Below are 22,265 nucleotides of genomic sequence, written 5' to 3'. Positions count from 1 at the left end.
GTCACTTCCCACCTCGGGCGTTGGACGTAGGGCCTGGCAGGCGTGTCCGTGCCAGGATCGCCGATCACCCTACTCCCTCCACCGGGGAACAGGGCAGGGCCCGTGCCCCGGGGAGCCCGGTGACACCTCCCACACGACTACAGTGCGGGCTGTGGAGCACAGCGCGCAGGACCCCGCCCCCGCCTCGGCGGACACTCCGCTGATCGCCGTGGTGGGCGCGACCGCGACGGGGAAGTCGGACCTCGCGATCGCCCTGGCCCGGCAGCTCGACGGCGAGGTGATCAACGCCGACGCCCTCCAGCTGTACCGCGGCATGGACATCGGCACCGCGAAGGTCACCCCCGAGGAGCGCGCCGGGGTGCCCCATCACCTGCTGGACGTCCTCGAGGTCACCGAGGAGGCCAGCGTCTCCGCCTATCAGCGCGACGCGCGCGAGGCCATCGCCGCGATCCGGTCCCGGGGCAGGACCCCGATCCTGGTCGGCGGCTCCGGGCTGTACGTGCGCGCCGTGCTCGACGACATCGAGTTCCCGCCCACCGACGCCGCCCTGCGCGAGCGCCTCGAGCAGCGCATCGCGCAAGAGGGGACGGAGGTGCTGCACCGCGAGCTCGCCGCGAGCGACCCCGAGGCCGCCGGGATCATCGGCCCCCGCGACGCGCGCCGGATCGTGCGCGCCCTCGAGGTCGGCGCCCTCACCGGGCGACCCTTCACCGCCTTCCTGCCCCGCCCCCTGTACGCCGACGCCTCCACCGTGCAGATCGGGCTGCGCCGCGACCGCGCCCTGCTCCACGAGCGGATCGCCGCGCGCGTGGACCTCATGGTCGAGGCCGGCCTGCTCGAGGAGATCCGCGCGCTGCGGGAGAAGGGACTGGACCGCGGACTCACCGCACGCCGGGCGATCGGCTACGAGCAGGGACTGGCCGTGCTCGACGGCACCCTCGAGTGCGCCCAGGCGATCCAGGACACCGTCACCGGCACCCGCCGACTGGTCCGCAAGCAGGACACCTGGTTCCGCCGCGATGCGCGGGTGCACTGGCTCGACGCGGACGAGCACGCGGACGGCGCCCCCCTCCTCACGCGGGCGCTCGCCGTCCTCGAGGCGCAGGACACAGCGGCCGGCGACGCCCGGCCGTAGGCTTCCGCCATGAGCGCACCCCTCGACTTCACCAAGGGCCACGGCACCGAGAACGACTTCGTGATCCTCGACGACCCCGACGGCCGGCTCGAGCTGGACGCCGCCCGCGTCGCCGCGCTCGCCGACCGTCGTGCCGGGATCGGCGGCGACGGCGTGATCCGCGCCGTCCGCTCCCGCGCCGCCGGGATCGACGCCCCTGCCGACGCCCCCGAATGGTTCATGGACTACCGCAACGCCGACGGCTCGATCGCGGAGATGTGCGGCAACGGGGTCCGTGTCCTGGCCGCGCACCTCCAGCGCGCCGGGCACGTGCGCGAGGACCGCTTCGCGATCCTCACCCGCGCCGGCGTGCGCGCCGTCGAGATCCTCGAGCGGCCGACGGGCCCCGGGGCGCCCTGGCAGGTGCGCGTCGGCATGGGCGCTTCCCGCACGCTCCCGGAGGCGCGCGCGGTCGAGATCGCCGGGCTGCGCCTGGACGCGACCGACGTCGACATGGGCAACCCCCACGCGGTCGCCTTCCTGCCCGCGGACGTGGACCTCGACGGCCTCGACCTCTCACGCCGACCCGCCCTGGACCCGGAGCCCGCGGAGGGGGCGAACATCGAGCTGGTCAGCGAGCGCGGTCCGCACCACGTCGCGATGCGCGTCCACGAGCGCGGGGTGGGGGAGACCCGCTCCTGCGGCACCGGCGTCGCCGCCGTCGCGGTCGCCGCGGCGCTGCGCGCCGGGGACGAATCCCGCACGCCGTGGACGGTGGACGTGCCCGGAGGGCGGCTCGAGGTGGGCTGGACCGAGGAGGGGGAGGTCACGCTCAGCGGCCCCGCCCAGCTGGTCGCCGACGGGACGACCCTGCTGAGCGCCTGAGCGGCTGAGCGCCGGCGGACCGGCCGTCTGAGCGGCTGAGCTCTGGTCGCCGGAGCGCGACGGCGGAGCGGGTGCGCTGCCGCCGCCCCGTCAGCTCTCGGGAGCGATCTCCAGCACCCGGAAGCCCTTCGCGCTCGCCGCCTTGCCGACCTCCCGCGCGGGCAGCAGCTCGCCGAGCCAGCGCGCGAGCGGGTCGGCGCCGAGGTTCTTCCCCACCACCAGCGCGGCGGTGCCCGTCGGCTGCAGACGCGCCGTCCACTCGCGCAGGAGCTCGTGCAGCGCCGGCTTCCCGATGCGGATCGGCGGGTTCGACCACAGGGTGTCCACGGCGAGATCCCCGGGGATCTCCTCCGGCGCGAGAACCCGCAGGTTCTCCACGCCCGCGCGGCGCGCGTTCTCGGCGGTGAGCTCGCGGGCGCGCTCGCTGACGTCCACCGCCCACACCTCGACCCCGGGATGCAGCAGCGCCGCCGTCAGGGCGATCGGCCCCCAGCCGCAGCCGAGGTCCACGAGCGTCCCGCCCTCCGGGGGCTCCGCGACCTCGTCGAGCCGGTCCAGCAGCACCGCCGTCGCCTTGTCGAGCCCGTGCCCGCTGAACACGGCGGAGGAGGAGACGAGCTCCAGGTCCCTCCCCGCCAGACGCACGGGGAGCGGGAATCGACGGTCCGGGGCGGAGGGGTTCGCGGTGAAGTAGTGCTCGTCCACCCCCGCAGGATACGGAGCCCCGGCCCTTCACGGCGACGCACGGCGCGGCTCGTGCCCTGATACTGGGCGTCCCTGAGCACAGGGGCGTGATCCGACCGTGATCCGGCTCCGCCCAGCGCAAAATCCCTCGACCCGGCCGACGGGACGTGGGATTCTGGGACGACCCCTTCACCCGACCCAGAGGAGTGCCCCGATCGTGCCCATCGCCTTCCATCCCGAACCCGATTCCGACCTCGACGTCGACGGGACCAGCACGGGAAGGACCGGGGCCGTCGAGCACTCGCCCGCAGCGGAGGACCCCGCACCCGTCGGCCCCCGTCGCGACCCGCTCACCGAGCGGATCCTCTCCCGCGGCGACGCCTCCGTCCAGGCCACCACCTTCTCCTCGGAGGCCGACGGCGAGCAGTACGACCTCGCCGACCGCCAGGCGCTGCGCCGCGTCGCCGGGCTCTCCACCGAGCTCGAGGACGTCTCCGAGGTCGAGTACCGCCAGCTGCGCCTGGAGCGCGTGGTCCTCGCGGGCCTGTACACCAGCGGCAACGCCGACGAGGCCGAGACGAGCCTGCGCGAGCTCGCCGCGCTCGCCGAGACCGCCGGCTCCGAGGTGCTCGACGGGATCCTCCAGCGCCGTGCCCACCCCGACCCCGCGACCTTCCTGGGCAAGGGCAAGGCCGCCGAGCTCGCTGACATCGTCGCCGAGTCCGGGGCGGACACCGTGATCGCCGACGGCGAGCTCGCTCCAGGCCAGCGCCGCGCCCTTGAGGACATCGTCAAGGTCAAGGTCATCGACCGCACCGCCCTGATCCTGGACATCTTCGCCCAGCACGCGAAGTCCAGGGAGGGCAAGGCCCAGGTCGAGCTCGCCCAGCTCGAGTACCTCCTGCCGCGTCTGCGCGGCTGGGGCGAGTCCATGTCCCGTCAGGCCGGCGGCCAGGTGGGCGGCGCCGGGGCCGGTATGGGCTCTCGCGGCCCGGGCGAGACGAAGATCGAGCTGGACCGCCGTCGCATCCGTGACCGGATGGCGAAGCTGCGCCGCGAGATCCGGCTCATGGCCCCCGGACGCGAGGCGCAGCGCGCCGACCGTCGCCGCCACCAGGTGCCGGCCGTCGCGATCGCCGGCTACACCAACGCCGGGAAGTCCTCCCTGCTGAACCGGCTCACCGGCGCCGGGGTGCTGGTCGAGAACGCGCTGTTCGCGACCCTGGACCCGACCGTCCGCCGCGCCACCACCCCGGACGGGCGCGAGTTCACCTTCGCCGACACCGTCGGCTTCGTGCGCCACCTGCCCACGCAGCTGGTCGAGGCGTTCCGCTCGACGCTCGAGGAGGTGGGCGACTCGGACCTGCTCCTGCACGTCGTGGACGCCTCCCATCCCGACCCCGAGGGGCAGGTCACCGCGGTCCGCACCGTGCTCGGCGAGATCGAGGGCTTCGACGTCCCCGAGATCGTCGTGCTGAACAAGGCCGATCTCGCCGCGCCCGAGACCATCGCGCGCCTGCGCAGCCAGGTCGAGGTCAGCGCCGTGGTCTCCGCCCGCACGGTGGAGGGGATCGAGGAGCTGCGCGAGCTGATCGCCGAGCGCCTGCCCCGCCCCGCGGTCGAGGTCGACGTGGTCGTGCCGTACTCCCGCGGCGACCTCGTCTCGCGAGCCCACACCACCGGGGAGGTCCTCGCCGAGGAGCACCTCATGGAGGGCACCCGCGTGCACGCGCTCGTGGACGAGACCCTCGCCGCGGAGATGCGCACCTCGTCCTGAGGCCGCGGTGCCGCGGGGGTCCCGCAGCGGCGGGAGATCGGGCACACCGGGGTGCGCCTCGGCGGGTCCCGGTGCCCGCGCGGATACGCTGATCCGATGACCTCCGCACCCGAGCATCCCGTCGCCCCGGCGGCGGCCGACGTCCCGCTGTCGGACCTGATGGATGCCGCGGTCTCCGCCGTCGGGGGCTCGCCCCGCCCCGGCCAGCAGACGATGGCGGAGGCGGTCGACCTGGCGATGTCCGGCGGCCGGCACCTCCTGGTCCAGGCGGGCACCGGCACCGGCAAATCGCTGGGCTATCTGGTGCCCGCGATGCGGCACGCGCTCGTCACCGGGCGCCCCGTGGTCATCTCCACGGCGACGATCGCGCTGCAGACCCAGATCGTGCGCAAGGACCTGCCGCGACTCGTCGAGGCGCTCGCCCCGCACCTGCCGCGCACCCCCACCTTCGCGCTGCTCAAGGGGCGCGCGAACTATCTGTGCAAGCACAAGATCGCCGGCGGCTACCCGGTCGACATCGAGCCCGGCGCCCTGTTCTCCGAGGCGTCCTCGGACCCCTCCCGCACCGGCGGCGAGAAGCTCGGCACCCAGGTCAAGCGCCTGCGGGAATGGGCGGAGGAGACCGACACCGGGGACCGGGACTCGCTCGAGGACGCCGTCTCGGACCGTGCCTGGCGTCAGGTGTCCGTCACCGGGAACCAGTGCATCGGCACCTCCTGCCCGATGATCCAGGACTGCTTCGCCGAGCGCAGCCGCGAGGTCGCGCGCGAGGTGGACGTGGTCGTGACGAACCATGCGCTGCTCGCGATCGACTCCTTCGACCGCCACGGCATCATCCCCGAGCACGACGTCGTCGTCTTCGACGAGGCCCACGACCTCACCGCCCGGGTCACCAGCGCCGTCACCGAGGTCCTCAACCCCGGCATGCTGCGCGGCGCGGTGCGGGACCTGCGCGGCCTCGGCGTCGCGGCGACCGCGCTGGACGATGCGGGGGAGGAGCTGCGCGCCGCGCTCGAGCTCGCCCCCGACGGGCGCGTGCTCGGAGACCTGCCCGATCAGCTCGCCGATGCCGTCGGCCACGTCCGCGTCGAGGCGCGCACCGCCCACTCGGACGCGAAGGACGCCGGCGACGACTCCTCCGCCGGGGCGCGCAAGACGGTGCGGGCGAACCTGCAGGAGATCATCGACGTGTGCGAGCGCCTGAGCGACCCGGGCGAGGACGACGTCGTCTCCGTCTCCCGCGGGCAGGCGACCGGTCGGGCCTCGCTGCAGGTCGCGCCGCTGAGCGTGGCCGCGGCGATGCGCGGTGCGATCCTCGAGGACCGCACCGCGGTGCTGACCTCCGCGACGCTCGCCCTCGGCGGCCGCTTCGAGCCGGCCGCCGGGGAGGTGGGCCTCGCCCGCCGCGGACGGGTCGCCGAGGCCGAGGTCCCCGCCGCCGAGGACTCCGGGGCCTGGGCGGGCATCGACGTGGGCAGCCCCTTCGACTACCGCCGCCAGGGCATCCTCTACACCGCCCGCCACCTCCCGCAGCCGGGCCGCGACGGCCCCTCCCCGGCGATGCTGGACCACCTCACCGAGCTGGTGGAGGCCTCGCGCGGGGGAGCGCTGTGCCTGTTCTCCTCGCGCCGCGGCGCGGAGATCGCCGCCGAGCACGTCCGTGCACGGCTGGACCTGACCGTCGCGGTGCAGGGCGAGGACTCCATGGCGAACCTCGTGCGCACCTTCCGGGAGGACGAGGACGCGAGCCTGTTCGGCACGCTCACGCTGTGGCAGGGCGTGGACGTCTCCGGCCGCTCGCTGCGCCTGGTCACCATCGACCGGATCCCGTTCCCCCGCCCGGACGACCCGCTGATGTCGGCCCGGCAGGAGCGGATCGCCCAGCACGGCGGCAACGGCTTCATGGCCGTCGCCGGCCAGCACGCCGCGCTGCTGCTGGCCCAGGGGGCGGGGCGGCTGATCCGGCGCGAGACGGATCGCGGGATGGTCGCCGTGCTCGATCCGCGGCTGTCGACCGCGCGGTACGGCTCGTTCCTGCGCGAGTCGATGCCGCCGCTGTGGCCGACGGCCGACCCCGAGGTCGCCCTCGGCGCGCTCCGGAGGCTCGCCGCGGATTCCTGAGGCACGCCGCGGGCTCCTGAGGCTCGCGAGCCCGGGGGCTCAGACGGAGCGCAGCACCGCGACGACCTTGCCGAGGATCTCGGCGTGGTCGCCGAGGATCGGGGCGAAGGCCGGGTTGTGAGGCATCAGCCACACGTGGTCGTCGCGCTGCACGAAGGTCTTCACCGTCGCCTCGCCGTCGATCATCGCCGCGACGATCTCGCCCTTCTCCGCGGTGCTCTGCGAGCGGACCACCACCCAGTCCCCGTCGCAGATCGCGGCATCGATCATCGAGTCGCCGACCACCTGCAGCAGGAAGAGGTCCCCGCCGCCGACCAGGCGCTCGGGAAGGGTGAAGACGTCCTCCACCTGCTCCTCGGCGGTGATCGGGATGCCGGCGGCGATCCGTCCCACCAGCGGGACGTTCACCGAGCTGCCGCCGGGCTCGATCTCGACGGGCGGGGCGGGGGCGTCGTCGACCTCCGGCATCACGACCTCCATCGCGCGCGGACGCTTGGGGTCGCGGCGCAGGAAGCCCTTGCGCTCGAGGGTCTGCAGCTGGTGGGCGACGGAGGACGAGGAGGTCAGGCCCACGGCATCGCCGATCTCGCGCATCGACGGCGGGTAGCCGCGCGCGGCGACGGCCTCGTTGATCGTCTCCAGCACGAGGCGCTGGCGGCGCGTCAGGCCGGCCGTGCGCTCGTCGGCCGGCCCCTCGCCGCGGGCCCGGGTCGGCTTGGGGGTGCTCGGCGTCATCGTGCGGCCTCCTGGCGTCGTCTGTCGGACCCATCGGGTTCCGTTGTCCTCGTGGCCCAGCGTAGGGCGGCGCGCGGCGGATGCCAAACATGTGTTCGATGTTCCTCTTGCGTGTCGCGAGCGCCGCGGGCTACAGTCGCACAGAGATTCGATCGAACAGGAGTTCGGAGATGCGTACCCATACCGCCACGGTCCTTCCCTTCCCGCGGCAGGACGAGCAGGCCTGCGAGGCCGTCGCTCGACCGCGTGTTCGACTCGAGCCGACCCGCCGCGGCCGGCGCCTCCTCACGGGCGTCGCCTTCCTGCTCGGCCTCGCGGTCGCCGCGATCGCCCTCCTCGCGCTCGACCTCCCCGCCGCCCTCGCCGGCACCGAGTCCGCCCAGCCCGCCGTGATCACGGTCGAGGCGGGCGACACCCTCTGGGACTACGCCGCCGAGCACGCCCCCGAGGGGATGGACGAGGCCGAGTTCGTCGACGAGGTCCGCAGCCTCAACCATCTGCCCACGGGCCGGATCACCGCCGGTCAGCAGCTCGAGCTGCCCGTGCTGGAGGATGCCTCGCGCTGAGCGGGGGTCGTGCCGGTACCCTGAGCGGATGCACTGTCCGTTCTGCCGCCACCCCGATTCGCGCGTCGTCGACTCGCGCACGTCCGACGACGGCGCGACGATCCGGCGCCGCCGCCAGTGCCCAAGCTGCTCGCGACGCTTCTCCACCTCGGAGACCGCCTCGCTGTCGGTCCTCAAGCGGTCCGGGGTGAGCGAGCCTTTCAGCCGGGCGAAGGTCATCTCCGGCGTCCGCAAGGCCTGCCAGGGCCGTCCGGTCAGCGACGACCAGCTCGCCCTGCTCGCCCAGCGGGTGGAGGAGACCATCCGGCTCAGCGGGCAGGCGGAGATCGACGCCCCTCAGGTGGGCCTGTCGATCCTGCAGCCGCTCCAGGAACTGGACCTCGTGGCCTACCTGCGCTTCGCGAGCGTCTACCAGGACTTCGACTCCCTCGACGACTTCGAGGCCGCGATCGCGCGGCTGCGCGCCGAGGGCTCCCAGGTGCAGGGGGCGACCTCCGGGGGCGGCGCGACGGGCTGAGCGCCGCCCGCCGTCTGCACGGATCCGGAGAGATTCCTGGACATGGTGCAGGAGGGGGTCGGACTGTGCTTAAGATATTCCTCGTGCACCGACGAGGTGCACACCAGATCGGCGGTCGTGGAGGGGAAGCCACGGCCGCCGATCGCCGTCCCGGGACCCTGAGGTCCCGGGGCGTCGGCGGAGGGTTCAGCCCGCCATGCCGGCCGGGAGCTCCCGGGAGTGGACCACTCCGAGATGCTGCGTGGAGCGCGACATCGCGACGTAGAGGTCGCCCGCGCCGTGCGCGTCGATCAGCTCCGCCGGCTCCACGATCACCACGATGTCGAACTCCAGGCCCTTCGCGTCCTGCGCCGTCATCACGGCGACCTCGTCGTCGACGCCCGCCGAGCCGATGCCGACCGACGGCACGGACTCGAGGGTGTCGATCGCGGCGGCGAGATCGCGGAGGCGCTCGGCCGCGGCGATGACGGCGATCCGTCCCGGGAGGCGATCGTGCACGCGGCGCACCGCCTCGGCGCTGCGCGCGGTGAGCTCGGCGGGGGAGACCTGCTCGAGCAGCGGGTCCTCCTCGCCGTCCCGGACCGAGCTGACCTCGGTGACCGGCAGTGAGTGGGCCTGGGCCATCGCGACCGCGCGGTCCATGATCCGGCGCGGGGTGCGGTAGTTGACGGTCAGGTGCTCCACCTGGAGCCGGTCCTGGATGTAGGGGGACAGCGCCGCGGTCCAGGAATCGGTGCCGCCGGCGGAGGAGGTCTGCGCGACGTCGCCCACCACGGTGAAGGACTTGGTGGGGGCGCGGCGCATGAGCGCCCGCCAGCTCATCGGGGAGTGCTCCTGCGCCTCGTCGACCACGACGTGGCCGTAGGTCCAGGAGCGCTCGGAGGAGGCGCGCTCGGCGAGGGTGCGGCCGTCGCGGATCTGCCCGACCTGATCGGCGAGGTCCTCCGCCCGGACGATGCCGGAGGTGTCGATGTTCTCGATGACCTTGCGGGCGTACTCCACGTCCGCTCGGCGTCGCTCGGCGTCGTCCCTGGCCTTCGCCTCGGCCGGGGCGGCGTCCTCGCCGAGGAGCTCTGCCACCTCGTCCAGCAGCGGCACGTCCTCGACCGTCCAGGGGGAGTCCTTGGGGCGCACCAGCAGGTCGACCCGACCGGCGAGGGAGCGGGGCGCCGCTGCCCGCAGGCGGTCGGGACGTGCGAACAGGATCCGCAGGAAGCCCTGTGGGGTGTAGGGGAGCCAGGCCAGGTTCAGCTGCCGCTTCACCTCGGGGTCGTGGCGGAGGTCGGAGAGCAGGTCCGGTCGGTCCTCCGGCACGATCGTGGAGCCCTGCGCGACGAGCGCGCGCTCGTACGCCTCGACCAGGCGGTCCATCGCCGCGCGGACGAACACGGCGCGGGCCGCGTTGTGGGGCTTGTGCGTGGCGCGGGCCTCGCGCCGGGCGGTGCGGAGCATGTCCCGGGTGAGCACGAGCGGCGTGCCGTCGATCCGCAGCCTCACGTCCTTCTCGGGGACCGCCTGTCGCTGCTTGACCGCGCGGGAGAGCAGCTCCGCCATCGCGGCATCGCCCTTGACGCGCGCCACGTCGTCGGCGTCGTGGGAGAACGTCTCGACCCCGGGGAACATCTCCCCCGGCGTCATCATCACCACGCCGGACTCGCCGAGGCTGGGCAGGACGCGTTCGATGTAGCGCAGGAACCCGGGAGTGGGCGCCATGATCAGCACGCCCGTGTGCTCGAGCCGTCGGCGGTGGGTGTACAGGAGGTAGGCGGCGCGGTGCAGGGCCACGGCGGTCTTGCCGGTGCCCGGTCCGCCCTGGACCACGAGCACGCCGCGGTTCTCGGAGCGGATGATCCGGTCCTGCTCGGCCTGGATGGTCGCGACGATGTCGCCCATCCGGCCGGTGCGCGTGCCGGAGACGGCGGCGAGCAGCGCCCCCTCGCCCTGGAGTACCACGTCGTGGTCCCCGTCCTCGAGCACGCTCTGGTCCAGCACGTCGTCCTCGAGACCGACGACGGTGCGGCCGCGGCTGATCAGGTGCCGGCGCAGGCGCACGTCGAGGCGCTCGGTGCTGGTCGCGCGGTAGAAGGCGGCGGCGGCCGGGGCGCGCCAGTCCACCAGCAGCTGTTCGCGCTCGGGGGTGAACAGGCCGATACGTCCGATGTAGTGGCGTGCGGCGTCGTCCATGTCCAGGCGTCCGAAGACGACGCTGCGGGACACGGAGCGCAGCAGGGCGAGGCGGTCCTCGTAGAGGGCCATGAAGGAGTCGCGCTCGGAGCGGTTCTGGTGGGTCGAGGCCTGCTGCGACCCCTGGATCCGGTCGAGGTTCCGCTCGACGTGGGTGATCAGCTCGTCGACCCGGGCGTAGAGGAGATCGGCGTACTCCTGCTCCCGGGCGATCTCCCGAGCGACCTGCTCCTCGGCCTCCCGAGCGACCTGCTCCTCGGTCCCGTCCACTGGTCTGCCCCCTCCGGTCGCTGCTCCACCTGCCGCGCCCTCCCGGGCGGACCCGGGGTCGGCGAGGCACGGTGGTCCATTATGGTGGACCCGCCTGGATGCGTGTGCCATCAGGTCACCGACATCTCCACGGCAGCGAGGGAGGAGAGCCCGATGCGCGATCCCCGAGATCTGTACCGCTTCGAGTCGACCGAGGTCCTCGAGGCCGTGCCCCGTTCCGGACTCACCCTCGTCCACGCCCTGCCCGGCATGGTCGACGCCGGCAACGCCTGCCGCATCGCCGCCGACTACCTCCGCGACGAGCTGCGCCACCTGCGCCTGGTCTCCTTCGAGACCGACGAGCTGCTGGACTACCGCGGCTCCCGCCCCCAGGCCACCTTCGACGGCACCTCCTTCTCCGAGGTCGCGATCCCGGAGATCACCCTCTGGCTGATGTACGACGAGAGCGACCGACCCTTCCTCTTCCTCGACGGTCCGGAGCCGGACCTGCAGTGGAAGCGGCTCGCCGAGGCGCTCATCGACCTCGTGGAGTACTTCGAGGTCGAGCGGGTGGTGGGCATGCAGGCCGTGCCGATGGCGGTCCCGCACACCCGGCCGATCGGCCTGTTCGCGCACGCCAACGATCCCTCGCTGCTGGGCCGGCCCGGCACGCGCCCCACGCCGGCGCCGGGCACCGACACCTCCGAGGGGGAGGAGGGCTCCTCCGAGCTCGTGATCCCCGCCGCCTTCAGCTCCCTGCTCGAGAACCGGCTGGGGAGGGCCGGGCATCCGGCGATGGGCTACGCCGCCCAGATCCCGCACTACCTCACCCGCACCGACTTCCCCGCCGGCGCTCTCGCGCTGCTGCGTCGGGTGAGCGAGGCCGCCGAGCTCGACCTCCCGCTCGTGCACCTCGGCGACCTCACCGATGCCGCGACCGTCGCGCTGCAGGGCACCCTCGCCCAGAACGGCGAGGTCCACCAGATCGTCAGCGCCCTCGAGGAGCAGTACGACGCGATGAGCGAGGGGGAGGACCGCTCCCCGCTGGCGACCACGCTGGACCTGCCCACGGCCGAGGAGATCGGGGAGCACTTCGAGCGCTTCCTCGCGGACCACGAGGAGGACCCGGGCGACGGGACGCGGGACGGCTGAGCCCCCTGGGCCGACGCGAGGGAGCCGTCGATCACAGTTCGTTATGTCTTCGTGACCAGGTGTTCGCCATCGACGTGTGAAGCGGGCCACGGTCGTGTCAGAATGGTCGCGTTGCGGTGATGCAGTTCCAGCAGGACAGTCCGTTGACGGTGCCTCCGGCACAGCAGTACGGCACGCACCATTGCGCCACCCGCTCCGGCGGGGGACGGCTTCACGCGGCACCGCGATCGCGTCGTGCGATCGATGATGGACGACACAGAAGGTGACAGGTATGGCACAGGGCTCGGTCAAGTGGTTCAACGCCGAAAAGGGCTACGGATTCATCGAGATCGACGGAGGCGGCGCAGACGTCTTCGTGCATCACAGCAAGATCGACATGGACGGCTACCGCGCCCTCGACGAGGGTCAGCGTGTGGAGTTCGAGGTCAGCCAGGGGGACAAGGGCCCGCAGGCCGAGCAGGTCCGCCCGCTCTGACCACGGAACTCCCGTGAACCGACGGACCGGGCAGGAGCATCGCGCTCCTGCCCGGTCCGTCGTCCTCGGGGGATGATCCGCACGTCCGACGGCGCGGTCGACGGCGCAGCGCCGCGCAGGCCCCCGCAGCGTGCAGCCCTCGCGGTGCGGCCTCGCGCCGGGGCCTGCGCCGACGGGTCAGTCGCCGCCCAGCACCGTCCCGGCCCGGGCCAGGGCGAGCACCCGGTCCTGCCGGGCGAGCCGCACCGAGACCGCGTCCGAGCGCAGCGCCCGGTCGATGCCGTCGGGCAGCGGTCGCTGGGAGGCCAGGAGCACGCAGTTCCCGCGGCGCTTGCCGGTCAGATGCGCCGGCTCGGCGATGACGCCGACGTGCGAGAAGACGGCCGAGAGCGTCGCGACCTCGTCGGCCAGCAGCCGCGTCCCGGGCGGTGCGGCGCAGTTGGCGAGATAGAGGCCCCCGGGGCGCAGCACCCGCGCCCCATCGCGGACCGCCGCGAGCCCGATCAGCTCGGGCGGGGTGACCGAGCCGGCGAAGACGTCCCTGACCAGCACGTCGAAGCGATCCTCACGCCAGTCCGCGAGGGCAGTGCGCGCATCGTCGACCCGCAGCCGCAGCCGGGGCGAGCGCGGCAGGTCGAACCACTCCCGCACCCGCTCGGCCAGCAGCGCGTCGAGCTCCACCACGATCTGCCGTGCACGGGGGTGGCGGGACGCGACGGCGCGGGGGAGGGAGCAGCCGCCGCCTCCGAGATGGGCGAGCTGGGCGGCGCGCTCCTCGTCGGACTCCTCGAGATGGAGGTCGATCACCTGCAGCATCCAGCGCATGTACTCGAACACCAGGTGCTCCGGATCGGGATGCAGGTGCGAGGAGGGGACGCCGTTGACGTCCAGCAGCACCGAGCCGTCGGTCTCGACCGTGAGCCGCGCGGTGCCGGTGGAGATGGGGATCGCCGTGTCCAGCGGGCCGAGGCTGTCGAAGGGGGCGCGCGGGGCGCGATCACGGCGGGGCATCGCACCACTCTAGGAGACGCCGCCGCGGAGGTCCGTGCGGCCCACCTCTCCTCCCCAGCCCCCGCCCGTCCCCATCCAGGCCGTCGCGGGCGTCGTCCGTCACACCCTCCGCCTAGCGTTCAGGGCACGAGGTCGGGACGAGACCGGCCGGCACCGGACACCCCGCCCGACGGGCGGCACCGACGACAGCACCGAGCAGGAGGAGGAGCGCGATGGGCACCACCACGGCACGCAGCGGAGGGCGGCACCCCGAGACGGTCCTGCGCTCGGACGCCCGCTCCCTGAGGCTGCTCCTCGCCCGGCTCGATCAGGACCAGGCCGATCTCGAGCGCGCGCGGCAGCTGCTCCAGCAGGGACGGGAGCTCGCCCCCGTCGACCCTCGCGAGGCCTTCGAGCTCGTGCACCGCGCCGCGCTCCGCGGCGCCGGGGTGCTCGTCGCCCGCGCGAACCGCGAGCGCCGGCGGGCGCTGCCGCTGAACGTGTGGACCGCGCTGGAGCGGCTGGGAGGGGAGGAGGCCCGGCGTGCGGAGACGCTCGGCCCCCTGGTCGCCGAGCGCACCCGGCTGGACCGGGACGCCTCGGCGCTGCCGGAGCCCGAGCTGCTCGCCCAGCACCTGGAGGGGACCGCGGCCCATCTCGACCGCGTCGCCGAGAAGCTCCTCGAGGGCCTGCCCGTCCCGCTTGCGGAGCTGTCCGAGGGCTGAGCGTCCCCGCGCCCGCCCCGGTACAGTCCTCGGCGAGGGGGTGGCGATGGGAACGGGTGCGCGCACAGTCCGCACGGCGGACGGACCGGAGGAGATCCCCGGGATCCTCCACCTGGACATGGACGCCTTCTTCGCCTCCATCGAGGTGCGCGACGATCCGTCGCTGCGCGGCCTGCCCGTCGTCGTCGGAGGCGCCGGCGCTCGGGGAGTCGTCGCCGCGGCGAGCTATCCCGCCCGCGCCCGCGGCATCCGCTCGGCGATGCCCATGGCGAGCGCCCGCCGCCTCGCCCCCGACCTCGTGATCGTCCCTCCCCGGATCGCGCACTACCGCGAGGTCTCCTCCCAGGTCATGGAGATCCTCGGGGACGTGGTGGCGAACATCGAGCAGATCAGCGTCGACGAGGCCTTCCTCGACGTGCGCGGTGCGCGCCGGCTCTTCGGCGAGCCCGTCGAGATCGCCGACCTGCTGCGGCGACGCATCCGTGAGGAGCTCGCGCTGCCCAGCTCGGTGGGCGGCTCGGTCTCCCGGGCCGTCGCGAAGATCGCCTCCGCCCGGGCGAAGCCCGACGGGATGCTGATCGTCCCCGCCGACCGGACGGCCGAGTTCCTCGCCCCCCTGCCCGTCGGCGCGATCTCCGGCGTCGGCCCGAAGGCCCAGGCGGCCCTCGAACGGCTCGGCGTGCGCACCATCGGACAGCTGCGGGAGGTCCCCACCAGCACCCTCGCCCGTGCGCTCGGCCCGCGCACCCCCGAGATCCTCGCGCTCGCCGACGGCAGCGACCGCACCGGGCTCGGCCACCGCACGACGGACCGGTCGCTCGGCACGGAGCGGACCTGGGACGAGGACCTCACCGACCCCGCTGAGGTGCGGCGGCGCATCACGATGATGGCCGACGAGGTCTCCCGGCAGCTGCGCCGCTCGGGCTTCGTCTCCCGCACCGTCGTGCTCAAGCTCCGCGCCCCCGACGGCACGACGCTCTCCCGCTCCTCCACCTTCGACCAGCCCACCGCGAGCGGCGAACGACTGAGGGAGCACGTGGTCGCGCTCTGGGAGAGGGAGCGCCCGACGATGCGCAGGGTGCGACTCGCCGGGGTCCGCGCGACCCAGCTCGAGCCCGCCGCCGGGGTGTCCCTGCAGTCGGAGCTCAGCGCGAGGCCGGCCGGCTGGACCGATCTGGAGGCCGCGATGGACCGTGCCCGCGACCGCTTCGGCAGCGCGAGCCTGGGCAGGGGGTCCACCCTCGAGCCGGGGCGTGCCGAGGCACCGCCGACGGAGTCGCCCGCGCCGGGGGAGTCTTCGGCGGGACGGTGAGCGGAGGCGCCTCGCACAGATGGTTCCCATAACTCAGGAAGACGCTCTAAACTGGATGAACCGCCGACGGGGCTGTTGGCCTCCGGCGGGTGCACCGGGCGCCGCAGGGCGCGAGAGGACGGGGACAAGGAGCGGGACCATGCCGCTGTCTGAACACGAGCAGAAGATGCTCGACGAGATGGAGCGTCAGCTCTTCGCCGACGATCCGCGTCTCGCACGTGCCTTCGCGCCCAAGGCGCCGCCGCGACGCAACGGTCGCCGCATCCTGATCGGCCTCGGAGCCGTCGTGCTGGGCCTCGCCCTGCTCGTCCTGGCCGTGGCCCTTCCCGCGATCTGGCTCGGCGTGATCGCCTTCATCGGCATGGTGGCCGGTGCGGTCTACGCCATCACCGGCCCCAGCGGCACCTCCTCCGGCACCGGCAGCTCGGGAGGCGGTCCCGGCGGCGGCCAGGGGCCGACGGCTCCCGGCACCGGCGACGGCGGCAGCTTCATGCGCAAGATGGAGGAGCGCTGGGAGAAGCGCGCGGGGGACGACCCGCGCCTCTGACGGTCCGGCTCCGGGCCGCGGTCGCCCCGCCCCTCCGCACCGTCCTGCGGCACCCCACGGTCCGCCCCTGATCCCCCGAAGCCCCGGCTCCTCGAGCCGGGGCTTCGTCGTTCCCGGGATCGGCGCCGCCGCCGCTCCGTCGACCGCGCGGACGGTCCCCACCTCGCTACACAGCCCTGTCGCGAGGTGCCCCGGCTGACCGCCCGGTCGGCCCCCACCTCGCTCCACCGCGCTGTCGCGGTGAGACCCGGCCCGGCCGCCCGGTCGATCCCCACCCTGCTCCCCGGCGCTCCCGCGGCCCCGTCCCCACCCGGTTCCCGGCGACTCCCCACATCGCTCCACCGGCGTCCTCCATCTCCCTCCACCCGGGGTCCCGGGGCGCCCGCCCCGAAGGCTTCGACTCGCTGACCTGGGCAGATGTCGTGGGGCGGCGGGGGAGGGGCGCGCTGTCGGCCAGGATCCGGCGCCCTGCAGCGCCCTCGCACCACGCCCGGACGCGAGATTCCCCCCACCTCGCTCCACCCTCCTGACCTGCAGTGACCCAACGCTCGTGCTCCGAATTCCCCGTTCCTGTGGCCATGGGTGGGGAGTAGTGGGGTAAAGTGGAGCGTGTTGGGAGGAGATGGAGATCTGATCGCGAGTCACGGCGACTGAAGGAGGCTGCGGATGTTCCTCGGCACCTTCACGCCCAAGCTCGACGAGAAGAGCCGACTGATCTTCCCGGCCAAGTTCCGCGACGAGCTCGCCTCGGGACTGGTCATGACTCGTGGACAGGAGCACTGCATCGCCGTGTACCCGCTCATGGAGTTCCGCCAGAAGCTCGAGGAGGCCCGTCGGGCGCCCACGACCGACCGACGCACCCGCGACTACCTGCGAGTGCTGATGTCCGGTGCGGAGGACGTCATCCCGGACAAGCAGGGCCGCATCACCATCCCGAGCCATCTGCGCACCTACGCGGGGCTGGATCGGGAGTGCGCCGTCATCGGCGCGCTCGACCGCCTCGAGATCTGGTCGCTCCCGGCCTGGGAGACCTACCTCGAGCAGAAGGAGGAGGGCTTCGCCGAGACCTCCGAGGAGGTGATCCCCGGCCTGTTCTGAGCCCGGCCACGAGGACATCCGTCCTGTGAGACCTCTCGTCGTTCCCGCCCCGACGCAACTTCCCCGGTGGCGGGTCGGGAACGACGGGGAATCTGACAGGACGGCAGCGCCCAGGGGGCGCCGGCCGGCATCCGGACCGAGACCGCAGCACATCGCACGAGAGCACGACCCGAGGGGAGGGGCGAGATGGACGACACCACGCACGGCGACCTGCCGGCCGAGCAGAGGCACCTTCCGGTCCTGCTCGAGACCTCGGTCCAGCTGCTCGCCCCGGCGCTGCAGGAGCCGGGGTCGGTCCACATCGACGCGACCCTCGGCATGGGCGGCCACGCCGCCGCCGTGCTGCACGCCGCCCCGAAGGCCCGGCTGGTCGGCATCGACCGCGACCCGCAGGCGCTCGCGCTGGCCCGGGAGCGCCTGGACCGCGAGGGCGTCGGCGACCGCGCCACCCTGGTCCACGCCACCTACGACGAGATCCCAGGCGTCCTCGCCGAGCTCGAGCTGCCCGGCGCCCAAGGCGTGATGATGGACCTGGGGCTCTCCAGCTTCCAGATCGACACCGCGGAGCGAGGCTTCTCCTACTCCGTCGATGCGCCGCTGGACATGCGCATGGACGCCACCTCCGACGGCCCCACCGCCGCGGACCTGCTGCGCGAGCTGCCCGAGGCCGAGATCGCCCGCATCCTCCACGACCTCGGCGACGAGCGCTTCGCCCGCCGGATCGCCCGCCGCATCGTCGAGCAGCGCGAGACCGCGCCGCTGGTCCGCTCCGGCGAGCTCGTCGACCTGCTGGAGAAGGCGATCCCCGCTGCCTCGAAGGCCAGCGGGGGCCACCCCGCCAAGCGCACCTTCCAGGCCCTGCGCATCGCCGTCAACGAGGAGCTCGAGATCCTCGCCTCCGCGATCGAGGCGGCGCTGGACTGCCTCCACGTCGGCGGCCGCATCGTCGTGGAGTCCTACCACTCCGGCGAGGACCGTCTCGTCAAGACGGCCTTCACCCGCCGCACCCGTTCCTCGGCCCCGCCCGGACTCCCGGTCGAGCTCGAGGAGCACCGACCCACCTTCACCCCGCTCGTCCGCGGCGCGCTCCAGGCCGACGAGGACGAACGGAGTGGCAATACCCGTGCCGCGTCCGTCCGACTGCGAGCATTGACCCGTACCCGTTCCGCCGAGAGAGCACACTGAGATGGCCAGCACGTCCGCCGTTCATGCGCCCGCGATCCGCCCTGCTCGCGGAGCGCGCACCGCCCAGACCTCCCGGCCCCGCCTCACCGTCGTCTCCACGCCGAAGACGGGCGGCAGCTTGATGCCGTTCGCGCTGCTGTGCACGCTCATCGTCACCGCGACGCTCGCCGCGCTGCTGTTCATGAACATCCAGATGTCCGACGCGAGCTACGAGATCACCCGGCTCCAGGGCCAGTCGCAGCGGCTGACCGAGGAGAGCCAGGGCCTCCAGGAGACCAACGAGCGCCTCGGCACCCCGCAGGAGCTCGAGCGCCAGGCGCGCGAGATCGGGATGGTCCCGGTGTCGGATCCGGCATATATCGACCTCGACACGGGCCGGATCATCGGTGAGACGGCCCCGGCGGAGCAGACTGAGGGGACGCCGGAGCTGGCGGACGTTCCCGCCGAGGTGGCGGTCCCGCCGGCGCAGATCTACGACGAGCCCACCGAGTACCACGGCATGGGCAACGAAGGGGCCTGACTCATGTCGCCATCGCGCAGAAACGGCCGGTCCAGCACCTCCCGCTCCGCGGGAGGTGCTGGTCGTCCACGCCCCGGAGGCGGCGCGATCCGGCTCCCGCGGGCCCGCGTGGGGGACCCCTCCACCCGTCATCGCCTCCTGATCAGTCTGGTCCTGGTCGCCGTGCTCGCCCTCTCCGGCCGCCTGGTCTGGGTGCAGGGCCTGGACGCGAGCGCCCGGGCCGAGGAGGCGATCGCCCAGCGCACCGTCACCCGGTCGATCCCCGCGCTGCGCGGCGACATCACCGACCGCGACGGCACCGTGCTGGCCAGCTCCGTGCAGCGCTACGACCTCTGGGTCAACCAGACCCAGGTCGACGACTACCTCGCGAACTCGAAGACCGCCGAGGTCACCGGGGTGGAGGCCGCGGCGCAGGAGCTCGCGCCGGTGCTCGGCTGGAGCGTGAGCGAGACCGAGGAGGCGCTGACCGGCGAGGCCGGGTTCGCCTACCTCCGCAAGAACGTGGAGCCCGCCGTGCGGGACGCCGCGGTCGCCCTGGGCATCCCCGGCATCGGAGCCGACCCGGTCGCGGACCGGATCTACCCCGCCGGCTCCGTGGCGGGCAACGTGCTCGGGTTCGTCGGCGCCGACGGCACGGCCCTGGCCGGCACCGAGCTCTCCTTCGACGACGAGCTCGCCGGCACCGACGGTAAGACCACCTACGAGCGCGGCGCCCAGGGGCAGATCATCCCCACCGGCAAGCAGGAGACGACCCCCGCCGTCGACGGCAGCGACGTGGTGCTCACCCTGGACCGCGACCTGCAGTGGAAGGCGCAGCAGGTCGTCGCCAGCTCCGTCGAGCAGTGGGGCGCCACCGGCGGCAGCGCCGTGGCCTACAACGCCCGCACCGGCGAGGTGCTGGCCCTGGCGGAGTCCCCGACCTACGATCCGAACTCGCCGGGCGACGCCGATGCCGAGGACCTCGGCAACCGCGCGATCTCGAGCGTCTTCGAGCCGGGCTCCACCGGCAAGCTCTTCACGATCGCCGCCGCGATCGAGGAGGGCACCGTCACCCCCGAGTCCCAGTACGACGTCCCCTACGAGAAGTACTTCGAGGGCGAGCGCATCAAGGACTCCCACAGCCACCCCGACCAGCGGCTCACCCTCGCCGGCGTGCTGAAGAACAGCTCCAACGTCGGCACCGTGCAGATCTCCGAGACGCTCACCCCCGAGGTGCGCCACGACTACCTCCTCGCCTTCGGGCTGGGGGAGAAGACCGGCGTGGAGCTGCCCGGCGAGTCCGCCGGCATCGTCCACCCTGCCTCGGACTGGACCGGCCGCACCCGCTACACCACCTCCTTCGGCCAGGGCTACAGCGTCAACGCCCTCCAGATGGTCTCCGCCGTCGGCACCTTCGCCAACGACGGCGTGCGCGTCCAGCCCTCGCTGATCTCCGGCGTCAAGGAGGCCGACGGCTCGGTGCGCCCCCTCGGCGAGCCCGAGAGCACCCGTGTCGTCTCGAGCGAGACCGCGGCCACCATGCAGGCGCTGATGGACAACGCCGTGGACGACGAGACCTCGAGCGCCGCGGTGAGCGGCTACGCGGTCGCCGGCAAGACCGGCACCGCCCAGGTCCCCGACGGCACCTACACCGCTTCCTTCATCGGCTTCGCCCCCGCGGACGACCCCGAGATCGTCATCGGCGTCTTCCTCTTCGGCCTGGACACCTTCATCTCGGGCTCCAAGGCCGCCGCCCCCGCCTTCTCCGAGCTGACCACCTTCACGCTCCAGAACCAGGGCATCGCCCCGACGGGCGTGCCCGCCCGTCAGCTCGAGAACGAGTGGTGAGGACACCCATGAGCGAGACCCCTGTGCCCCAGCACGAGCCTGCCCGCCCGCGCCGCCCCCGCGGCGCGAGCGTCGCCGAGCTCGCCTCCGCCCTGGGCGTCGCGCCGCACGACCCCGGTGATGACGCCCTGCGCCTGACCGGAGTCACCCTCGACTCCCGCTCCGTGGAGCCCGGAGATCTGTGGAGCGCGCTGCCCGGCCAGGTCACCCACGGCGCCCGGTTCGCCGCCCAGGCCGTCGAGCGGGGCGCCGCCCTCGCCCTGACCGACGAGGACGGCAGCGAGCTCTGCGCCGATGCGGGCCTGCCCGCCCTCGTCGTCCCCGACCCCCGTGCCGCCACCGCGACCGCCGCCGCCCTGGTCCAGGGCCGGCCCGCGGAGCGCCTCGCGACCGTCGGCGTGACCGGCACCAACGGCAAGACCTCGATCACCACCGCGATCACCCGCACCCTGCTCGCCCTCGGCGTCCCCGCCGGGGTGATCGGCACGAGCGGCACCAGCTACCGCGACGCCCGCGGCGCGGACCACACGGTGGCGACCGTGCGCACCACCCCCGAGGCGCCCGAGCTGCACGGCATCCTCGCCCGCATGGCTGAGGACGAGGTCGCCGTCGCCTCGATGGAGGTCTCCAGTCACGCGCTCGTCCTCCACCGCGCCGACGAGGTGGTCTTCGACGTCGCCTGCTTCACCAACCTCACCCAGGACCACCTCGACTTCCACGGCACGATGGAGGAGTACTACAGGGCCAAGCGCCTGCTGTTCACCCCCGAGCACGCCCGGCGCGGGATCGTCTGCGTGGACGACGAGTGGGGCCGCCGCCTCGCCCGCGAGGCGACGATCCCCGTCACCACCTACGCGACCCTGCCCGGCGTCGAGGCGGACCATCGCGCCGTCGCCGCGCACTCCGAGGGCTACGGCAGCACCGTCACCGTGCACGGCCCCGAGGGGGAGCGCACCCTGCACGCCGCGCTGCCCGGCCGTCACTACGTCGCCAACACCCTCGCCGCCGAGCTGCTGCTCGCCGCGATCGGGCGCTCCGGCCCGGAGGTCGTGGAGGCCCTCGCGACCGAGGGCACCGTCCCCGGCCGGATGGAGCTCGTCGCCGACGACGGGGTGCGCGGGATCGTGGACTACTCCCACACCGCCGACGCCCTCGAACAGGCCCTGACCACCCTGCGCGCCGTGCCCGGCACGCGCCGCCTCGTGGTCGTCATGGGCGCCGGCGGCGACCGCGACCGCACCAAGCGGCCCCGGATGGGCGAGGTCGCCGCCCGCCTTGCCGACGTGGTCATCGTCACGGACGACAACCCCCGCACCGAGGACCCCGCGAGCATCCGCGACGAGGTCCTCGCGGGCATCCCCGAGGACACGAACGCGCAGGTCCACGAGGTGGATGGGCGCGGCGCCGCGATCGAGCTGGCCGCCTCCCTGGCCGACGTGTCCGACACCATCCTGGTGGCGGGCAAGGGAGCCGAGACGGGCCAGCAGATCGGGGGTATCGTCCATCCGTTCGACGACCGCCTCCGGCTGCGCGACGCGCTGCACACGGCACGGTCGACGCCCCGACGGGTCGATGCCGACGACATGGACGAAGGACGCTGAG

20 protein-coding genes are annotated in these 22,265 nt (G+C 73.4%); 16 read left to right on the top strand and 4 right to left on the bottom strand.

All coding sequences use genetic code 11. The features are described from left to right. Positions 1 to 151 precede the first annotated feature (151 nt). Positions 152 to 1,135 (top strand): tRNA (adenosine(37)-N6)-dimethylallyltransferase MiaA, encoded by a 984-nt coding sequence (gene miaA, locus Y09_RS03345; protein WP_053916234.1) that lies wholly within the window; start codon positions 152 to 154, stop codon positions 1,133 to 1,135. Between the two features lie 9 nt (positions 1,136 to 1,144). After that, on the top strand, positions 1,145 to 1,999 hold the full coding sequence (gene dapF, locus Y09_RS03340) for a diaminopimelate epimerase (protein ID WP_053916233.1): 855 nt from the start codon (positions 1,145 to 1,147) through the stop codon (positions 1,997 to 1,999). 90 nt (positions 2,000 to 2,089) lie between these two features. On the opposite strand, the gene Y09_RS03335 is transcribed toward dapF, so the two are convergent. Next, positions 2,090 to 2,704 (bottom strand): class I SAM-dependent methyltransferase, encoded by a 615-nt coding sequence (locus tag Y09_RS03335; RefSeq protein ID WP_053916232.1) that lies wholly within the window; start codon positions 2,702 to 2,704, stop codon positions 2,090 to 2,092. A gap of 196 nt (positions 2,705 to 2,900) precedes the next feature. Here Y09_RS03335 and hflX point away from each other — a divergent pair, with 196 nt between their 5' ends. Both hflX and Y09_RS03325 read left to right on the top strand, forming a co-directional pair. Beyond that, a complete protein-coding gene (hflX, locus tag Y09_RS03330; RefSeq protein WP_053916231.1) occupies positions 2,901 to 4,460 on the top strand; it encodes a GTPase HflX in 1,560 nt (519 codons plus the stop codon). A 96-nt stretch (positions 4,461 to 4,556) separates the two neighbouring features. Further along, positions 4,557 to 6,581, top strand: a complete 2,025-nt coding sequence (locus Y09_RS03325; protein WP_053916230.1) for an ATP-dependent DNA helicase — start codon at positions 4,557 to 4,559, stop codon at positions 6,579 to 6,581. Between the two features lie 39 nt (positions 6,582 to 6,620). Here Y09_RS03325 and lexA read toward each other — a convergent pair whose 3' ends face one another. Further along, the gene (gene lexA / locus Y09_RS03320; RefSeq protein ID WP_053916229.1) at positions 6,621 to 7,316 is read right to left on the bottom strand and encodes a transcriptional repressor LexA; all 696 of its coding nucleotides are present in this window, start codon (positions 7,314 to 7,316) and stop codon (positions 6,621 to 6,623) included. Between the two features lie 170 nt (positions 7,317 to 7,486). Between lexA and Y09_RS03315 the strand changes: the two genes are divergently transcribed. Then, positions 7,487 to 7,882 carry a LysM peptidoglycan-binding domain-containing protein gene (locus tag Y09_RS03315; protein WP_010551410.1) on the top strand — a complete coding sequence of 132 codons (396 nt, stop codon included), beginning with the start codon at positions 7,487 to 7,489 and terminating at the stop codon, positions 7,880 to 7,882. 28 nt (positions 7,883 to 7,910) lie between these two features. Next, positions 7,911 to 8,399, top strand: a complete 489-nt coding sequence (nrdR, locus tag Y09_RS03310) for a transcriptional regulator NrdR (protein WP_053916228.1) — start codon at positions 7,911 to 7,913, stop codon at positions 8,397 to 8,399. A gap of 186 nt (positions 8,400 to 8,585) precedes the next feature. On the opposite strand, the gene Y09_RS03305 is transcribed toward nrdR, so the two are convergent. After that, positions 8,586 to 10,853 (bottom strand): ATP-binding domain-containing protein, encoded by a 2,268-nt coding sequence (locus Y09_RS03305; RefSeq protein WP_053916227.1) that lies wholly within the window; start codon positions 10,851 to 10,853, stop codon positions 8,586 to 8,588. A 153-nt stretch (positions 10,854 to 11,006) separates the two neighbouring features. Here Y09_RS03305 and Y09_RS03300 point away from each other — a divergent pair, with 153 nt between their 5' ends. Further along, on the top strand, positions 11,007 to 11,984 hold the full coding sequence (locus Y09_RS03300) for a proteasome assembly chaperone family protein (protein WP_010551413.1): 978 nt from the start codon (positions 11,007 to 11,009) through the stop codon (positions 11,982 to 11,984). 271 nt (positions 11,985 to 12,255) lie between these two features. Beyond that, positions 12,256 to 12,459 (top strand): cold-shock protein, encoded by a 204-nt coding sequence (locus tag Y09_RS03295; RefSeq protein WP_010551414.1) that lies wholly within the window; start codon positions 12,256 to 12,258, stop codon positions 12,457 to 12,459. A gap of 177 nt (positions 12,460 to 12,636) precedes the next feature. On the opposite strand, the gene Y09_RS03290 is transcribed toward Y09_RS03295, so the two are convergent. Further along, positions 12,637 to 13,470 carry a spermidine synthase gene (locus Y09_RS03290; RefSeq protein ID WP_053916226.1) on the bottom strand — a complete coding sequence of 278 codons (834 nt, stop codon included), beginning with the start codon at positions 13,468 to 13,470 and terminating at the stop codon, positions 12,637 to 12,639. A gap of 212 nt (positions 13,471 to 13,682) precedes the next feature. Here Y09_RS03290 and Y09_RS03285 point away from each other — a divergent pair, with 212 nt between their 5' ends. From Y09_RS03285 to Y09_RS03250, 8 genes are all read left to right on the top strand, one after another. Further along, the gene (locus Y09_RS03285; RefSeq protein WP_010551416.1) at positions 13,683 to 14,174 is read left to right on the top strand and encodes an SAV_6107 family HEPN domain-containing protein; all 492 of its coding nucleotides are present in this window, start codon (positions 13,683 to 13,685) and stop codon (positions 14,172 to 14,174) included. 46 nt (positions 14,175 to 14,220) lie between these two features. Continuing rightward, the gene (gene dinB / locus Y09_RS03280; protein ID WP_053916225.1) at positions 14,221 to 15,486 is read left to right on the top strand and encodes a DNA polymerase IV; all 1,266 of its coding nucleotides are present in this window, start codon (positions 14,221 to 14,223) and stop codon (positions 15,484 to 15,486) included. Between the two features lie 139 nt (positions 15,487 to 15,625). After that, entirely contained in the window at positions 15,626 to 16,033 is a 408-nt protein-coding gene (locus Y09_RS03275) for a DUF3040 domain-containing protein (RefSeq protein WP_010551418.1), read from the top strand. A 666-nt stretch (positions 16,034 to 16,699) separates the two neighbouring features. Further along, positions 16,700 to 17,131 carry a division/cell wall cluster transcriptional repressor MraZ gene (gene mraZ / locus Y09_RS03270; RefSeq protein WP_010551419.1) on the top strand — a complete coding sequence of 144 codons (432 nt, stop codon included), beginning with the start codon at positions 16,700 to 16,702 and terminating at the stop codon, positions 17,129 to 17,131. 186 nt (positions 17,132 to 17,317) lie between these two features. Continuing rightward, entirely contained in the window at positions 17,318 to 18,316 is a 999-nt protein-coding gene (rsmH, locus tag Y09_RS03265) for a 16S rRNA (cytosine(1402)-N(4))-methyltransferase RsmH (RefSeq protein ID WP_053916224.1), read from the top strand. A 1-nt stretch (position 18,317) separates the two neighbouring features. Next, positions 18,318 to 18,836 (top strand): hypothetical protein, encoded by a 519-nt coding sequence (locus Y09_RS03260; RefSeq protein WP_053916223.1) that lies wholly within the window; start codon positions 18,318 to 18,320, stop codon positions 18,834 to 18,836. A 108-nt stretch (positions 18,837 to 18,944) separates the two neighbouring features. After that, positions 18,945 to 20,663 carry a penicillin-binding protein 2 gene (locus tag Y09_RS03255; protein ID WP_053916222.1) on the top strand — a complete coding sequence of 573 codons (1,719 nt, stop codon included), beginning with the start codon at positions 18,945 to 18,947 and terminating at the stop codon, positions 20,661 to 20,663. A gap of 8 nt (positions 20,664 to 20,671) precedes the next feature. Then, entirely contained in the window at positions 20,672 to 22,264 is a 1,593-nt protein-coding gene (locus Y09_RS03250) for a UDP-N-acetylmuramoyl-L-alanyl-D-glutamate--2,6-diaminopimelate ligase (protein WP_053916221.1), read from the top strand. Position 22,265: the final 1 nt, after the last annotated feature.

The organism is Brachybacterium sp. SW0106-09 (assembly GCF_001293905.1).
Lineage (GTDB): Bacteria > Actinomycetota > Actinomycetes > Actinomycetales > Dermabacteraceae > Brachybacterium > Brachybacterium conglomeratum.
The sequence above is the reverse complement of the archived record's forward strand: the minus strand, read 5'-3'. Positions and strand labels throughout refer to the sequence as shown.

Coding starts and splice junctions, on each gene's coding strand:
- dapF (WP_053916233.1), top strand. CDS start 1,145: ATGAGCGCACCCCTCGACTTCACCAAGGGCCACGGCACCGAGAACGAC.
- Y09_RS03325 (WP_053916230.1), top strand. CDS start 4,557: ATGACCTCCGCACCCGAGCATCCCGTCGCCCCGGCGGCGGCCGACGTC.
- lexA (WP_053916229.1), bottom strand. CDS start 7,316: ATGACGCCGAGCACCCCCAAGCCGACCCGGGCCCGCGGCGAGGGGCCG.
- Y09_RS03315 (WP_010551410.1), top strand. CDS start 7,487: ATGCGTACCCATACCGCCACGGTCCTTCCCTTCCCGCGGCAGGACGAG.
- nrdR (WP_053916228.1), top strand. CDS start 7,911: ATGCACTGTCCGTTCTGCCGCCACCCCGATTCGCGCGTCGTCGACTCG.
- Y09_RS03300 (WP_010551413.1), top strand. CDS start 11,007: ATGCGCGATCCCCGAGATCTGTACCGCTTCGAGTCGACCGAGGTCCTC.
- Y09_RS03295 (WP_010551414.1), top strand. CDS start 12,256: ATGGCACAGGGCTCGGTCAAGTGGTTCAACGCCGAAAAGGGCTACGGA.
- Y09_RS03290 (WP_053916226.1), bottom strand. CDS start 13,470: ATGCCCCGCCGTGATCGCGCCCCGCGCGCCCCCTTCGACAGCCTCGGC.
- Y09_RS03285 (WP_010551416.1), top strand. CDS start 13,683: ATGGGCACCACCACGGCACGCAGCGGAGGGCGGCACCCCGAGACGGTC.
- dinB (WP_053916225.1), top strand. CDS start 14,221: ATGGGAACGGGTGCGCGCACAGTCCGCACGGCGGACGGACCGGAGGAG.
- Y09_RS03275 (WP_010551418.1), top strand. CDS start 15,626: ATGCCGCTGTCTGAACACGAGCAGAAGATGCTCGACGAGATGGAGCGT.
- mraZ (WP_010551419.1), top strand. CDS start 16,700: ATGTTCCTCGGCACCTTCACGCCCAAGCTCGACGAGAAGAGCCGACTG.
- rsmH (WP_053916224.1), top strand. CDS start 17,318: ATGGACGACACCACGCACGGCGACCTGCCGGCCGAGCAGAGGCACCTT.
- Y09_RS03260 (WP_053916223.1), top strand. CDS start 18,318: ATGGCCAGCACGTCCGCCGTTCATGCGCCCGCGATCCGCCCTGCTCGC.
- Y09_RS03250 (WP_053916221.1), top strand. CDS start 20,672: ATGAGCGAGACCCCTGTGCCCCAGCACGAGCCTGCCCGCCCGCGCCGC.